Source organism: Candidatus Zixiibacteriota bacterium (genome assembly GCA_019038695.1).
Taxonomy (GTDB): Bacteria; Zixibacteria; MSB-5A5; order GN15; family FEB-12; genus B120-G9.
On sequence record JAHOYZ010000007.1, the window covers coordinates 336813 to 351723 of the forward strand.

Genomic DNA, 14911 nt, shown 5'->3' on the forward strand with positions numbered 1-14911 from the left:
CGGAACACAGTTTCATTTACACTTTCGTCGCAGGCCCCAGGCCAGAAGCGGCATCATGATTTCATGATGGCCGACGAAATTAAACCCTCGTCCGACTTTGTGTGTCGGGCGATTGATCACATTCACGGTCGGTCGATAATGAGTAATCATATCAAAATTGGCGGTTGTCAAACGACCCGCCCCGCCGGCCAGATTGCGCGCCACAGTCAGCGCCTTCAAAAAAACTTCCGGCAATATAACGGCTGAGCCGACATTTGCAACCACTCCGTCATCATCTATTTCATGACAGATCGTACACAGCGTACGAAAATCCAGATGTGAGGCAGCACCCACAACTGCGGCATCAAACTCGGGATGCTGAGCCACAATATCAGTTCCGATGCCAACATGTACCGTCACGGGCAAACCCAACGATTGCGCCACGCCGAACATTGACAATTCGCGGTACTCGGCCTTGCGTTCATTAATGAGAAGCCCCGTGGCTTCTCCAAGTCCGACCTGGCGCTGAGAAGCGATTTCTGTCACTCCGGCATACAAATTAGCTGTCTCTTGAACCATTCCAAACGACCCGTTTGTTAGGCCGGCCTGTACATCTTCGGATGTTCCTCCGAAAAAAGCCAGTTCCAGATCGTGAATAATGCCTGCGCCGTTGAAAGAGATGCCAGTGACTATACTTCGTCGCATCAGATCAATAATGATCGGAGACAGACCGACCTTAATCGTATGCGCACCCAGCAGTAAATGAAAGGGTCGGGCATTCTGACGGGACAGAGCCACAGTGTTAATAAATGTTTTCAGATCAGCGGCCTTCAGAAAATCAGGCAGTGATTCAAAAAAATCTACACCGTCGAGTTGCTCCATCGGGCAACCAAAAGCCTTGATGTCCGTTTTGTTGGATCGGTCAGCAATATGGCGCCGTTTGATCTTTGACAGATCGGCCGGTGATGATTTTGGTGACTTGTCGGTCATGATTAGAAAATATCGATATCGCCCAGTTGATAGCCCGTCAGCTCGGCCGAAATGGACCCGACCAGGACTTGTGATTTCATTAACACCGGCATCTTGAGACGGTCATTAGTCAACCACACTTTCAGTTTTCCCTCGTGTTTGAACACACCAACCGATTGAGTCAACGGTTCAACCACCAGACAATCGAAAGTACCGGCCTCCACCGTGATAGTCTCCTCCTTGAGCACCCTGACTTCCATCGGGTAGAGTTTGCCGTCGGTGAAGTTATCTACGTAGATTGATTTCCCAGTTTTCATATCCTGAGTGCGAATCCAATAGAAGACAGAAAGAGCATCCTGCACCGCCGGGGGCGTCTCAATCGTGTCCTTCTTGTAATAGACAAGGCTATTGACAGGGTCAAACTCATACGTCCGGTCAGCGCGATATTTCCCTTCGCGCAAGTTCTTCTCAAAGCGCCAGCTAAATAGGCCGACCGCATCACAGATGGACTCAACGCGGTCATCGACCTTGTAGAAGCTGGAGAAAAAGCTGTTCGATCTGGCGCGGGTCACTATGCGATAGCAGGGGCGTTCCTCGTATTCGATAAGGTCTACTACTTCCATAGTGGCCGTACCCGCATTGATGAACCCATAGTTGATATCAAAAGTCAGTTTCTCACCGATTCCAAAGGCAACGTTTTCAACAACGCGATCCAGCGTACTGACCGTAGAAGTGCTGTCGGACGCAATGTCGCTGGACGCATGGGCAATCTCAAATTCAACCGTTACAAAATATCCCAGAGGAATCAGCCCCACGATAATCAGGACCGACAGGAACACATGCCCCATTATCGACTTAGGTAGCATCGGTATTCTCGTCTATACGTTTCACTATTTCAACGAGATGCTTGCCCAGATATTCACCGATCTCCAGGAACGTCTCGTTATATCGATCAAGAGGCTGACCAATAGGATCTTCGACACCTTCACCCTCAGGATTGTTGTCCGGAAAGCTTTTCAGAAGAAACGTCTTGTCCTCAACCTTGTCCTCTAAACGGAGAACTTCCTTCACATGCGAGGATGCCATCCCGAAGATCAAATCAACACGGTCAATCAACTCAGCGGTCAATGGTCGCGATTTATGCTTGGATATGTCAGCATCCCAGATTTTGGCGGCTTCGATCGCATACAGTGTAGCCGGAAATCCGACCGCCGCCCCTGTGCCAGAAGAAAGGACCTCGAACTGGTCGGGACGCTCTTTATTCAACAACACACGCAGAGCACCTTCTGCCATTGGTGAGCGGCAGGTATTACCAGTGCAGACAAACAGGATCACAAATTTCCTGCTCACTTTGTCACTCCCTTGACTGCCACCTCAATATCGGCCGCACTGATCGCGCCCGTTCTCAATACCACTGGTTCGGGGCCGCAACAATCGACTACGGTTGAGGTCTGGCCGGCCAATCGGCCCGCATCCAGGTACAGGTTAATCTCATCACCAAATATCTCAGCAATTTCTTCACACCGCCCCGATGTAACTTCTCCGCTGATATTAGCTGATGTAGCACTGACGGGAAAACCAACGCATTGTATAATCTTCTGAATTACGGGCGAAGAAGACACTCTCAGACCGATCCGGTCCTCTGTTACGACAACGTCAGGATAGGTCCCGATGGCCGGAAGAACAAGCGTCAACGGACCAGGTAGAAACAGACGGGCCAGACGTTGCGCGATCGGGTTGAGGTTGGCATAGTGTATCATTAATTCAATACTGCCAACGAAAACGGCCGTAGGTAGCTCGGTAGAACGTTTCTTGAGGCGATACACTTTCTGCAACGGCCCCGCCTGATCCGCTCTCGCCAACAAGCCATATCTGGTCTCGGTAGGGGCAACCACCAATCCGCCATCCTCGAGCACCCTCACAGCCTGGTCAATCAGAGCCTGGGCTGGTTCCCCGGAGTCGATCCGTTTGACATTCGGTTCAGTCATCTGTCACCGGCTCATCATCCGACTCAAAGATCGGATCATAATAGCTATCTTCGTCGATACTGTCATAACTTGCCGGATAGGGTTCATCAAGGTAGAGGGGAGCCGCTTCACGAACCGCTATGTTGGTCACTACCACCCAGGCTTCTTTGTAACCGGCCGCCCGCGCTCGCATAAGGTATTCCTCAGCCTGGAACCTGTCATGGAAACTACCGACCCGGACCTTGAAATACGGAACCTCGTAGTCCAAATAGATGGGACGGTCAAAAATCTCTTCGGCCACTTTCACCGCCCGACGGGCTTCACCATAAACCTTGCTGGTGAGAAGTTGAATACGAAAGGCTTGACTGTTGGCGCTGTCAATGCCGAGCGGAACCTCAGAATAGTCGACATTAGAGCTGGCTGTATCGACCTGGTCCCGCGTAACGATAATACCTGCACGGGTCAGATCGGAATTCAATGGAGACACTTCGGGGATAATCTCCAGATCAGCTGGTAAATCGAGGGGATCAAACCGCCGCTCAGGTTCGGACGAAGATGGAGCTTCCGAAGCCTTTTCATCACCGACCGGTCCGGGGCGCAGACACCCGAGGGGTGCAACGGCCAGGATCAGGACCAGTGCGATATTACAGATATTTACGAATGTCCTCATTCTCATTCAGTCGAGCCAGCAGCTTTTTGATATCCTGGGCTTTGCTGCGGTGAGCCACCAGGGTGATGTCATCGGATCGGACAATAATAAGATCCGAAACACCAAGAGTTGCGATTATGCCGTCGGAGTAGTTGCACACCGTCGTCTCGTAAGTTTCTTCGGTGACAGCCTGTCCGACTACAATGTTATTCTCTCGGTCCAATTCCTTATACCGCTCAAGCGCCCGCCAGTCGCCAACATCATCCCAAACAATATCAGCCTTGATAGTAAACACATTGTTGGCTTTTTCCAAAAGCGCGAAGTCTATTGATATGTTCTGAACCTGCTCATAGAAATCATTGCGGGCAACCTTCTCGTCGGCAGTGCCTATCTTCTCTAAATAACTGTCGAGAGCTTCTCCCAAAGCGGGGACACAATCTCGAAAAGACTGCAATACGGTCTCGGCCGACCAGACGAACATGCCGCTGTTCCATAGATAGTCAGAGCTGTAATAGTATTCGCTGGCCACCGCCGCATTGGGCTTCTCAGTAAAGGCCGAAACCTTGTGTACCTCGTAGCCGTTTTCGTGTCGGTAGAGATCACCCATCTTGATGTAGCCATAGGCCGTTTCGGGTCGCGTTGGCACAATACCGATAGTTATCAACGCATCATCGCTTGAGGCTATCCGTGTTGCCGCTTCCAGAATACTCAGGAGTTTCTCCTGGGGACGGATCAGATGATCGGAGGACAGCACCAGCATCACAGCTTCCGGATCGCTCTTGTACAGATGAGCGGCAGCCAGACCAATCGCCGGGGCAGTGTTGCGCCCGACAGGCTCGGCCAGGATATGATCCTCGCTGATATCGGAGATATTCTCCAGGATTAGCGCCTTCATTTTTTCGCCGGTTACGATACGGATTTGATCCAACGGAACAAGCGGACGCACACGGTCGATAGTCTCCTCAAGCATCATCTTATCCGATGTAAGCCTGAGAAATTGTTTGGGACGTTTGGCGCGAGACAGCGGCCAGAACCGTTCGCCTCGTCCACCAGCCAGTATTACACCGTAAACCACAGCCAAAACCTCACTTACAGCCCATCTATTCACAGGATAATATCAGGGACTCAACCGACAGTCAAGAAAAGATTTCCGAGTTGGGAAGTAACCTAATGCTTGCAGAGGATAGGTTCGGAACACAACTCGAATTCGACCTGAGTCGAACGGGACCTATTCCAGCTTCATATTGGTCATTTTAACGAAACAGTTGAGTAGTGTGCGTTTGAGTGAACGGGTGTTTTTGTAGCCCATTGATTCATAGAACTGAGCCTGGCGTTCTTCGTCATCAGTGAGGATGACATGTGTTCTCACATGTTTGAAACGTTCATTACAACGCTCAAGAAGTTGCCGACCTATGCCACGGCGCTGGAAGTCGGGATCAATCAGAATGTCCTGAAGATAACAAATCGAGCTATCATCGGAGACACACCGGGCCAGCCCGACCAGTTTGTCCTCAATATGGCAGGTGGCAACATAGGTGGAGTTGGTGATCGCTTTCATGAGTTCGTCAGGATCCTTGGTGTAGGTCGACCAGCCCACGGAGTTGTAGAGAGCGAGGATGGATTCTTTGGAGATGGATTCAACGCCTTCGTGGATAGTGATTTGTGTCATGTGTTGGCCTTTGTCAATCGTGAATGACGAATCCATTAAAGAGTTCTATACCGCTACCCATCTCCCGAGCATAACACCTGGTTTACCCCACCAGCACAGCCAGGGCAATCGAGTTGAGGATGCTCGCCGCGCTGTCGGAACGGGCCGCCAGAGCAACCGGCACACGACCACCAAATATTACTCCACCGACTTTGGCATTGCCATAGAGCGCCATCGCTTTGTACACGCCATGCGCCGTCTCGATGTTCGGAGCCAGCATAGCGTTGGCCCGACCTGCCACTTCGGAAGTTGTGATCCCTTTTGATTCCGCCGCAACCGGGTCTACTGCACAATCAAACGAAAGAGGACCGTCAACAAACCCACCTTTGATCTGGTGTCGCTCGGACATCTTAGCCAGCACTGCTCCATCGACCGTGGCCGGCATTTGCGGATAGACAACCTCGACCGCGCCCAACACCGCGACACGAGGTGTGTCGATACCGATACAATGACCGACAGCTATCAGGTTGTTGGCCAATCCAATTTTTTGTTTGAGATCGGGCATGGGCATCACGACCGCATCAGTCAACAATAACAGGCGCTGGTAGCGCTCCGCTTCGATCACCGACACATGACTTGCCAATTGTCCGCGTCCGACAAAACCGGTGTCATCGTCAAACAGTTCCTGAACTAACTGATCGGTGGGAATTGTCCCCCTGATAATAAGATCGGCATTCCCATCTGTGACCATACCGCAGGCCATTGCCACCGCCGACGCATTGGCGGTACAATTATTAATGGCAATACCATCGAGAGCGACTCCCGCTTCGGCCGCGTTTTTTTCAATCGTAGCGCGTTCGCCAACGATGACCGGATCAATCAGGCCGGTCTTCATAGCACCGGCTAAGGCTTCGAAAATATCTGAATGGGTCGGACCCGCCAGTACCGCTCTTGGTTTTTTCCGCGCTGCTTTTTCTTTGGCGAGAGCGTGAATCTGGTCAAAGCTGGTAACTTCGGGAACGGCTGTAATGATATCGGAAGTCATAACTTCGTGCTCCTAATCATCCCAGATCTGGCTCTGGTCGTAATAATCCGCAAGCAAACAGGCAATGGCCAGCGACGCTTTTTTGTTTTTGATCGTGTCTGTTCGTGAGACAAGCGAGACCGGCACTTTAGCCCCGACAATCACTCCTGCGAATACTGCCTGAGCAAATCCGATGAGAGCTTTACATACGATGTTGCACTCCTCGATGGAGTCCACAAGAAAGATGTCGGCATCCCCCACGACCGGCCCGGTACTGGTGTAGTAGCCGGCTGCTTCGCTGGAAGTGGCCAGATCGAAGGTCAGTGGTCCCTGAATAACAATGTCATCAAACTTCTTCATCGCTTGGGGAATGACATAGTCATGGTCGGTGAGGGTATGCGGCATCCGGTCGGAAAGGCGATCAATGGCGGCCGAGACTGCTACTTTCACCGGCGAAAGACCGAGCGCACGTCCCACCATGATGGCATTCTCCAACACCATTAGTTTCGCCTCCGGGTCCGGTCTGACCACCATGCCACCATCGGTGAAATTCAGTAATTTGTGGTAGCCGGGAATATCAAGTACGGCGCAATGTGACAACGTAGTCTTGCCGCGCAGTTCATATTTTTTGTCGAGAACAGTACGCAGCAACGCTGAGGTAGGCAAAAAGCCCTTCATGATCAGATCGGCTTTTTTTTCAGAAGCCAGCCGCGCTGCCTGATGGGCGGCTTTGCTGATATCCGGCTCGTCGATCACCTCAAGGTGACCGATGTCGATTTTGTTATCTTTGGCGAGTTTGTTTATCGCGGTTGCATCACCTACAAGAATAGCATTGATGAATCCGTCGGCCTGAGCTTGAGCCACAGCTCCGATCACATCTGCATCCTGCGCGGCCGCTACAGCAACGGTTTTCTTACGGCCCGCATCGGCTATAGCAATCGCGTGGGCGACGAGTTCATCGGAGGAATGAATAGGATTCTTCTGCAATGTCATAACCGATCCAACCCGATCAATAGACTTTCAATTCTTCTTCGCCACCCAGATATCTCATCCCGGCGGCGGCCAGTGCTTCCATTTCGAACTCGCCAGGCACAACCCGGATATCACCCAGATATGAAATGTACTTGGTGATTTCGGCTATCAGTTGCTTTGAGTTGGCCATACCACCGGTCAACACGACCGCATCAAGGACGCCACACAGAACTGTCGCCGCACTGCCAATCTCTTTGGCGATCTGATAAGCCATAGCACTGAAACACAGTTTGGCTTTTTCGTCACCTTTGGCGATCATCTTCTCAACTTCGCGTAGGTCGGATTCACCGAGATAAGCCGTCAGCCCGGATTGACGGGAAAGTTTTGTGACCAATTCCTTCTCGGTATACTTGCCTGAGAAACACAACTTCACTAATCCGCCTACGGGTAACGCACCCGCTCTATCGGGCGAGAACGGCCCCATTCCGAGCAAGCCGTCGTTGACATCAATGATCTTGCCATGCTGAAGAGCCGCTACGGAGATACCACCGCCCATGTGAGCCGCTACAAAACTGGTGGTCTCAAGACACTTGCCCAGCTTGATGGCCTCTCGACGGCATACTTCCTTGATATTCAGGGCATGGGCGCGACATTTACGGGGGATTTCCGGCAAGCCGCTAACCCGGGCAACATCGGTGAAGTTATCGACCGTGATAGGATCGGCTATGAGCGAGGGGATATCGTATTTCACTCCAAGGTGAGCCGCGATGAGCGGACCCAGATTGGAAGCGTGATTTGAGTATTTGCCGGTCCGCACTGCCTCGAGAAGTTCATCGTTAATCCCATATGAGCCGCCCTCTAATGGTTTGAGAGGAGCGCCACGTCCTACGACGGCGCTAAGTGATCCCGCTTCAAGATGCAGTGAGTCGATCCACCCATTGATGCCCTCCATTCTGAAATCAAACTGGTCAGCAACATTGTCAAATCGGGCCAGTTCGTCGGCATCGTGGCGAATGACTTCTTCGGACTGCTGCGTCTCACCTTCAAAGAGAGCAACCTTGGTGGAGGTTGAACCCGGATTGACTATCAGCATTTTTTTCGTCACTGCTCTCCCCCTACCCCTTCGCTCCGGTTGAGTTAAGCTGCCGACCGCGTTCAAATGCTTTGAGATTTATTTCTACGAATCGTTCTTTCACTCTGGTTTTGATCGCCTTCATTTGATCTTCGTAGAACGGTTCCAGTTCCTCGATTACGATTACCTGATCGTGAGATGCGATAAAGTCGCTTATTTTTTTCATCGGGAGGGGGTAGCTAAACCCGAGCTTGAGATAGTCAGCACCCGGCAGGACTTCCTTGGCATACTGGTAAGCAATACCTCCGGAGATAATGCCGATTTTCGAACCGTTGTTCTCGATCACATTCAATACCGTCGTTTCGGCATATTCTTTCAGTTTCTCCAGACGCTTAGTGACTACCACATGGCGTCCGCGAGCATGACCGGGAACCATCACATACTTGGATGGTTCTTTGACGAACTTCTCGCCCCGACCTTTATCTGCTCACCCAACTCAACAACTCCCATGGAATGCGAGATACGGGTTGTCATACGCAACAGCACCGGCGTGTCGAACTCTTCAGAGATTTGCAATGCCGTGATAAGCATATCCTTGGATTCCTGAGAATCGGACGGCTCCAGCATTGGTACCTGTGCAAACCGGGCATAGAAACGGTTGTCCTGTTCGTTTTGCGATGAGTGCATCTCCGGGTCGTCCGCCGATACCAACACAAACCCGGCATTGACTCCGGTGTAGGCATGGGTCATGAACGGGTCGGCGGCGACATTGACACCGACATGCTTCATTGTCACCAGCGTTCGTGCTCCCCCAAGCGAGGAGCCGATGCCTACCTCATAGGCCACTTTTTCATTGGGTGACCACTGCGAATATACCGATCGGAATTTGACCGCAAGGGTCTCAAGGATTTCCGTCGAAGGGATCCCGGGGTAGGCGACGGCCATCCTGACTCCGGCTTCCCAGGCTCCACGGGCGACCGCTTCGTTTCCTGATAATAACTCTCTCATACTCAAATCACTCTATAACTGTGTGTTTTTCTACTCCTTAACAACTATCGCCTTCCCCGGTGCAAACCAACGTCTGACTATCCAGAGAAAGGTTTTCCCACGATAGCCAACCAGGGTAGAACAGGCAAGGGATTTCGGGTGTGGGGGTCGGAAGCGCCGTTTGAAAATAACGATGAGGCAACGTTTGACATACGACAGCCGGTTTCGTTATACTATGAAATGCAACCATGCAACATGAAGACCAACTGGCAACCCAATGTTGGTACTGTATCGTGTTCACTTACACGATGCGTCCCGCATTAGAATGGATTTCCCCGTGATAAAAGCAACCAGGGCATTAGTAATACCGGCCATAGTATTATTGGCAGTTCTTTCGCTCACAGACATTTGTAAGGCCGACGGTGATGTTACCACACCAGTGTCAAGCCAGGACAACCGGCTCAAACTGTACATCAGCTATGACGATGATCAGGACTTTTTCCGATCAGAATTGAACTTCGTCGACTTCGTACGCGACCGGCATCAGGCTGACGTTCATGTTCTCGTCACGAAACAACACACCGGGTCCGGCGGCAGAGAGTATACGATAACCTTCATTGGACAGCACATATTCGACGGCATGCAGGACACTCTGCGCTATGTGTCACTGGAGTCCGACACTGATGACACAGTCAGGAAAGGTATGCTGCATCAGCTCGAACTGGGGCTGGTTCGTTTCGCTGCCCGGACGCCTGTGGCCGACAAACTTTTCATCAGTTTTGAACAGGAACAGCAGCAGAAAATAGTCAAGGATAAATGGAACTACTGGGTCTTCAAAACCAGCTTACAGACCAACTTCAACGGTGATGAAGGATATCGATGGCTTAATCTAAACGGGAGACTCTCTGCAAATCGCGTAACAGAGAATTGGAAAATCAAACTTTCTGCATCCGGCTCATACAGCGAGCAGGTATTCGAAGATGAAGAATCTCGGGACCTTTACTTATCGCGCAGTAAGAGTTTTTATACTTTTGTAACCAAGAGTCTCACCGAACACTGGTCGGCTGGATTTGAAACATACGTTTATTCATCACTATTTTCTAACCAACAGGCCTCGGGCAGAGCTGCTGTTGGTATTGAGTATAATATCTTTCCCTATTCAGAGTCTACCAATCGTCAACTGCGCATCGACTATCTCATTGGCTGTAAGTACTTTGATTATTACGAAAAGACAATCTACGACAAAACATCTGAGTTTCTTGAGTACCAGAGTCTATCAGTCGCCCTGGAGGTAGTCCAACCGTGGGGGGAGGCTGAGGCAATGGTGTGGACCTCTAATTACCTCCACGACTGGGGACTATATCGAATAGAATTGTACAGTGATCTCTCATTGAATCTTGTGGCTGGACTCTCATTAGATGTATACGGTGGTATTACCTGGAAACGTGATCAACTATCCCTATCAAAAGAAGGAGCCAGTCCCGAAGAGACACTTCTTCGGCGCCGAGAAATAGCCTCCAACTACAGCTACTGGGGGGGATTCGGAATCAGCTATTCCTTCGGATCAATCTACAACAACATTGTCAACCCGCGCTTCGGGAATTGATGGCTTAGCACAATAGGGTTACCACCAGAATCGGGACGCATCGCGAGACCACAGCACTGATACGTCGGTTGCTTTCAGGTCAGGACAAATCGACCGTGTTTGATGCCGACGGTATCAATACTTTCGCAGGCAAGCCCGATTTACACAAAGCCTGCACTGACGGCGCAGAGTTGCTAGTCACACTGTATAATGACGGCATGGTTACCGGTAGCAGTGGCGATGTCCTGAGGGGAACGATTGGTTCATTTATTAGCACAGGGGATGTCGGCTGCCGTATGCGGAATATTTCTTAAAGTCCCAGTGGGCGATTTTGCGGCTTTGGAACTCACTGAGCGATCAATGATCTCCGGAAATATTGTGGATTTCCTGCCGGATGCGTTTTCACCTTTCTGCTAGTAACTCTCCTCGATCCTTCTGTACCCATCTTATAATCAGACCAACACCGACTGATGTATAGGTTTCTCCCGAGTGACCAAAAGCTCCTTCAAGAACGAGTGAAGTCTTCTCGCCGGTCCGTACCGCGATCCCGAGCCCCCCCTCGACAATGGCTTGGCTACTTTGTCCCTGCTTAGTTGTAACAGCTAGTCCCACCGTTCCAATTGGAGCTACTATCACATGGGTTGATCGTATCACCCGCGTAGACACCGAAATTCCCACTAAGCCGATCAGCGATCCCCCCTCAGCCTTGCCGACCCCGAAGTTTAGCCCGACAGAGGTAATACTGGGACTGTTATCTTTGAACCAACACATTAGCCCCGCCGTCAGGCTCGTCCGTCCGTCGAGATTCGATTGGGATACAGACACATCGAATTTGCCGCGGATAGAGAATCCACCACCAAATGCCACGGATTGCTTGTTCCCAAGTGACATGAAGCCGCCGTAGAATCCAAAGGCTGACTCATTATTGTCCAAATACATTCCTTGGCCAGAAGCACTCGAAACAGTCAGCATCAGTAAGGTCGAGATTGCTGCTATCTTACACCTGAACATGACACCCTCCTGTGATGTTGGATAGTTGGTTGACCTAAATATACGCCGATGTTCCGTCATGTCAACGGCTTTGGGTGAACTTTCCGTTCAGTCGTCTATGTCCAACAGCTTAGCCTTCTCCCATTCGTCACCGAGAATCAGTCCGGCTTCATGGTCTGCCTGGGCAACGTAATCTTTCGGGATCATTACGGAGTAACCCCCGCCAACAGGCCGAAATGAAGACGGTCCCATCTGACCGAGGAGTCCGAAATGACCGGCGCCCGATACAACCACAACCGGGATGTTCTTGGAACGCAGCCCTTCGACGACCATATCTGCGCTCGGTTGCGATGTCAACCTCGCCATATGAACCCAATCCTTGTAATCCGGGACATCAGAAGGGTATTCTTCCTCAGGCAACGTCGGTACCAGTTTTACCTGGCAATCGGCACACACATCGATTTCGTCGTGGTATTCGCAGCGACACTTGGGGCAGAATGGCATTGTAATATCCTCCCTGATTCTAATGACAACCTTCGAGCCTGATTATTGGCGCCGAGCTCTACCGGTAATACCAATCTATCTCTGACAATATTCAATGCGGAGTCATAATGCCAGAAAATATGAGTAGTTTGTTCTGGGATGTCAGGCGATGCGGAGTTTTCTGTAGTGTTGTATAGTTCGGTAGATTTTAAGGTGACCACATTGGAATCAGGAAAGAAACCACCATCGGGTCCGGCTCTGCCCAAGTCCCCTCCAGGCTATACTTTTGCCGGACCCGACGGCACTACCTCGACCGTAATGCGTGGCTCTCATTGGTCGAGCGTCCCTGCTCGACCCCCCACAACCCCTCAAGAAGCACTTGCAGCGTCAGCACTCACATTAAGGTTGCCGTAACTCAAACATCTCCACTCTCATAAGTAACACGTCGTGTACCAATTCGGTCGCTAAGACGACTCGTTGACGTAATGACATAAATTACAATGAGTTGAGAGCCGCACTCAGGACCGGAATAATTTTCCGTGCGTTTTGACTCGTATGATTGGCTCATCCGGATTGGTTATGTTCGTGGCATTGTACGAAATCCAAGTCCGTATGAGTTATTGCCAGCTACATGGTCGGGAATAGTGGCATTAGTCAGAGTTGTTGTATAACAAAGAAAAACCGCCGAATAATCGGCGGTTTTTTATAACATCGAAATATCGTTGAAAGCTATTGTTTTTTCTTAGTAGCGTCAGCGCCTTCAGCCTCTTTGCCTTCGGCAGAAGCTTCACCCTCGGCAGCTCCTTCTTCGCCTTCAACTCCCTCTTCACCTTCGACCTCTTCTTCTTCGCCTTCCTCAGCCTCTTCATCGGCAGACTTGACGACAGTCGGGGCACTGATGACGACGATTGTTCGCCGTAATTCCGAGAGGATGTTTACCTTGTCGAGATCAAGGTCCTCCACATGTATCGACTCACCGATTCCCAGTTCTTCCACATTGACCTCAATCTGGTCCGGAATGTCGCCGGGAAGACAGGAAATCTCCAGCTCACGCATGGTAGTCTGCATAATGCCGCCATCGGTCTTGACTCCCACCGGGGTTCCAACCATAGTAATCGGAACCGACACTCTGATGGGTCGGGTCATTGAGATGGCATGGAAATCGAGATGGGTGACGCGGCTTGTAACCGGGTCACGTTGAATCTGACGCAATACCACCTTGTTTTCCTTGCCGCCAACACTCAGACTGAAAATACTGCTGCTGGTGGCGTTTTTCATGGCTGACCGAAACGTCCTCTCGTCGAGAGCGATAGTAACCGGTTCGATTTCGGGGCCATAGATAATCGCCGGAATATTACCCGTGGCACGAATTCTTCGGGCAAAGCCCTTGCCAACCTCTGTGCGAGGTTCGGCTGTAAGTTGAATCTCATTCATGATGTCGCAAAAACCTCCAAAAACGATTCGTTTCTCATAGTCACATAACCATCGGTTGATCCCTGAACAGCGAGGATACCGACTCTTCATCAAAAATTCGCTTGACCGCTTCCCCGATCAGTTCGGAGCATGTAATTACTTCGAATTTGTCGCCCAAATGTTTGGCAGAAGTATCAATCGAATCAGTTATTATCATCTTCTTTATCGGCGATTTGTTAATACGTTCGATGGCCTGGCCGGAAAGAACCCCGTGGGTGGCGGCGGCATAAATATCTTTGACACCACGCTCCTTGAGGAAATAGGCCGCCTGGCAGAGAGTCCCGGCTGTATCGACCATGTCGTCGCGAATGAGAATGTTCTGTCCTTCGACATCGCCAATGAGATTCATCACCTTGGACTCGTTCGGACGCGGCCGTCGTTTGTCAACTATGGCCAGCTCCGCGTCAAGCGCCTTGGCAGTTACACGAGCCAGTTTGATTGAGCCGACATCAGGCGACACCAGGGTGAGATTTTTAAGCTTCATTTTGCGGAAGTAATCATTGACCAGCGTTGATGAATACATGTGGTCATGCGGTAGATCGAAGAATCCCTGCACCTGGCTGGCATGCAAGTCCATAGTCATGACGCGGTCTGCACCGGCGGTTGTAATTAGATTGGCCACCAGTTTTGCCGTAATAGCTACGCGCGGGCGATCTTTCCGATCGGCGCGGCCATAGCCGTAGTAAGGAAGAACGGCGGTGACTCTCATGGCCGAAGCCCGACGTGTGGCTTCGATGAGCACCAGCAATTCCATTAGGTTATCGGCCGGCGGATTCGTGGGCTGGATGATGAACACGTCGGAGCCCCGGATGTTCTCATTGATCTGCACAAAGATCTCGCCATCCGAGAATTTGGTAACTGTACAGTCAGTGAGACGAAGACCAATGTACTTGGCTATTTTTTCAGCCAGCGGTCTGTTGGCGTTGCCGGTGATTAACCTGATCTCATCGCGAACTTTCATACGTTGCTTCCGTACCGATAGGCCAAAGCTAAACCTGATCTGAAACGACCATAAACCGCTTCAAAGCAGGTTCTTTTCGGGCCATGAATAATTTAGCTGGGGCGCCAGGATTCGAACCTGGGAATGCCAGCTCCAAAGGCTGGTGTCTTACC

At 50.9% G+C, this 14911-nt stretch carries 16 protein-coding genes and 1 pseudogene; 2 read left to right on the top strand and 15 right to left on the bottom strand.

The annotated features are described in order from the left end of the window. Positions 1 to 12 precede the first annotated feature (12 nt). The 11 genes and pseudogenes from KOO62_03340 to KOO62_03390 form a co-directional block, all read right to left on the bottom strand. A complete protein-coding gene (locus tag KOO62_03340; GenBank protein ID MBU8933021.1) occupies positions 13 to 969 on the bottom strand; it encodes a hypothetical protein in 957 nt (318 codons plus the stop codon). 2 nt (positions 970 to 971) lie between these two features. Then, a complete protein-coding gene (locus KOO62_03345; GenBank protein MBU8933022.1) occupies positions 972 to 1814 on the bottom strand; it encodes a DUF3108 domain-containing protein in 843 nt (280 codons plus the stop codon). Continuing rightward, entirely contained in the window at positions 1804 to 2298 is a 495-nt protein-coding gene (locus KOO62_03350; protein ID MBU8933023.1) for a low molecular weight protein arginine phosphatase, read from the bottom strand. The genes KOO62_03345 and KOO62_03350 overlap by 11 nt, the downstream gene beginning before the upstream one ends. Further along, a complete protein-coding gene (locus KOO62_03355; GenBank protein MBU8933024.1) occupies positions 2295 to 2936 on the bottom strand; it encodes a threonylcarbamoyl-AMP synthase in 642 nt (213 codons plus the stop codon). The genes KOO62_03350 and KOO62_03355 overlap by 4 nt, the downstream gene beginning before the upstream one ends. Continuing rightward, positions 2929 to 3585, bottom strand: a complete 657-nt coding sequence (locus KOO62_03360; GenBank protein ID MBU8933025.1) for an SPOR domain-containing protein — start codon at positions 3583 to 3585, stop codon at positions 2929 to 2931. The genes KOO62_03355 and KOO62_03360 overlap by 8 nt, the downstream gene beginning before the upstream one ends. Beyond that, positions 3560 to 4672, bottom strand: coding sequence for an NTP transferase domain-containing protein (locus tag KOO62_03365; GenBank protein ID MBU8933026.1), 1113 nt, complete (start codon positions 4670 to 4672; stop codon positions 3560 to 3562). The genes KOO62_03360 and KOO62_03365 overlap by 26 nt, the downstream gene beginning before the upstream one ends. Before the next feature lie 120 nt (positions 4673 to 4792). Then, the gene (locus KOO62_03370) at positions 4793 to 5233 is read right to left on the bottom strand and encodes a GNAT family N-acetyltransferase (GenBank protein MBU8933027.1); all 441 of its coding nucleotides are present in this window, start codon (positions 5231 to 5233) and stop codon (positions 4793 to 4795) included. A gap of 82 nt (positions 5234 to 5315) precedes the next feature. Then, the gene (locus KOO62_03375) at positions 5316 to 6257 is read right to left on the bottom strand and encodes a phosphate butyryltransferase (GenBank protein MBU8933028.1); all 942 of its coding nucleotides are present in this window, start codon (positions 6255 to 6257) and stop codon (positions 5316 to 5318) included. Between the two features lie 12 nt (positions 6258 to 6269). After that, a complete protein-coding gene (locus tag KOO62_03380; GenBank protein MBU8933029.1) occupies positions 6270 to 7229 on the bottom strand; it encodes a phosphate butyryltransferase in 960 nt (319 codons plus the stop codon). A gap of 16 nt (positions 7230 to 7245) precedes the next feature. Then, on the bottom strand, positions 7246 to 8313 hold the full coding sequence (buk, locus tag KOO62_03385; protein ID MBU8933030.1) for a butyrate kinase: 1068 nt from the start codon (positions 8311 to 8313) through the stop codon (positions 7246 to 7248). A 10-nt stretch (positions 8314 to 8323) separates the two neighbouring features. After that, a pseudogene (locus KOO62_03390) lies at positions 8324 to 9288 on the bottom strand (hypothetical protein). Between the two features lie 256 nt (positions 9289 to 9544). Here KOO62_03390 and KOO62_03395 point away from each other — a divergent pair. After that, entirely contained in the window at positions 9545 to 10873 is a 1329-nt protein-coding gene (locus KOO62_03395; protein ID MBU8933031.1) for a hypothetical protein, read from the top strand. A 95-nt stretch (positions 10874 to 10968) separates the two neighbouring features. Further along, a complete protein-coding gene (locus tag KOO62_03400) occupies positions 10969 to 11166 on the top strand; it encodes a hypothetical protein (protein ID MBU8933032.1) in 198 nt (65 codons plus the stop codon). Positions 11167 to 11254: 88 nt separating this feature from the next. Here the strand turns inward: KOO62_03400 and KOO62_03405 are convergent, their stop codons facing one another. From KOO62_03405 to KOO62_03420, 4 genes are all read right to left on the bottom strand, one after another. After that, positions 11255 to 11863 carry a hypothetical protein gene (locus tag KOO62_03405; GenBank protein MBU8933033.1) on the bottom strand — a complete coding sequence of 203 codons (609 nt, stop codon included), beginning with the start codon at positions 11861 to 11863 and terminating at the stop codon, positions 11255 to 11257. Positions 11864 to 11950: 87 nt separating this feature from the next. Continuing rightward, positions 11951 to 12346, bottom strand: a complete 396-nt coding sequence (locus tag KOO62_03410; GenBank protein MBU8933034.1) for a hypothetical protein — start codon at positions 12344 to 12346, stop codon at positions 11951 to 11953. A 708-nt stretch (positions 12347 to 13054) separates the two neighbouring features. After that, the gene (locus KOO62_03415) at positions 13055 to 13759 is read right to left on the bottom strand and encodes a 50S ribosomal protein L25 (GenBank protein MBU8933035.1); all 705 of its coding nucleotides are present in this window, start codon (positions 13757 to 13759) and stop codon (positions 13055 to 13057) included. 40 nt (positions 13760 to 13799) lie between these two features. Continuing rightward, complete coding sequence (locus KOO62_03420; protein MBU8933036.1) at positions 13800 to 14759, bottom strand: ribose-phosphate pyrophosphokinase; 960 nt, start codon at positions 14757 to 14759, stop codon at positions 13800 to 13802. Positions 14760 to 14911: the final 152 nt, after the last annotated feature.

Bases quoted from the DNA above. Each gene is read 5' to 3' on its own strand.
- KOO62_03340 (MBU8933021.1), bottom strand. From the start codon at position 969: ATGACCGACAAGTCACCAAAATCATCACCGGCCGATCTGTCAAAGATC.
- KOO62_03345 (MBU8933022.1), bottom strand. From the start codon at position 1,814: ATGCTACCTAAGTCGATAATGGGGCATGTGTTCCTGTCGGTCCTGATT.
- KOO62_03355 (MBU8933024.1), bottom strand. From the start codon at position 2,936: ATGACTGAACCGAATGTCAAACGGATCGACTCCGGGGAACCAGCCCAG.
- KOO62_03360 (MBU8933025.1), bottom strand. From the start codon at position 3,585: ATGAGGACATTCGTAAATATCTGTAATATCGCACTGGTCCTGATCCTG.
- KOO62_03370 (MBU8933027.1), bottom strand. From the start codon at position 5,233: ATGACACAAATCACTATCCACGAAGGCGTTGAATCCATCTCCAAAGAA.
- KOO62_03375 (MBU8933028.1), bottom strand. From the start codon at position 6,257: ATGACTTCCGATATCATTACAGCCGTTCCCGAAGTTACCAGCTTTGAC.
- KOO62_03380 (MBU8933029.1), bottom strand. From the start codon at position 7,229: ATGACATTGCAGAAGAATCCTATTCATTCCTCCGATGAACTCGTCGCC.
- KOO62_03395 (MBU8933031.1), top strand. From the start codon at position 9,545: ATGTTGGTACTGTATCGTGTTCACTTACACGATGCGTCCCGCATTAGA.
- KOO62_03405 (MBU8933033.1), bottom strand. From the start codon at position 11,863: ATGTTCAGGTGTAAGATAGCAGCAATCTCGACCTTACTGATGCTGACT.
- KOO62_03410 (MBU8933034.1), bottom strand. From the start codon at position 12,346: ATGCCATTCTGCCCCAAGTGTCGCTGCGAATACCACGACGAAATCGAT.
- KOO62_03415 (MBU8933035.1), bottom strand. From the start codon at position 13,759: ATGAATGAGATTCAACTTACAGCCGAACCTCGCACAGAGGTTGGCAAG.
- KOO62_03420 (MBU8933036.1), bottom strand. From the start codon at position 14,759: ATGAAAGTTCGCGATGAGATCAGGTTAATCACCGGCAACGCCAACAGA.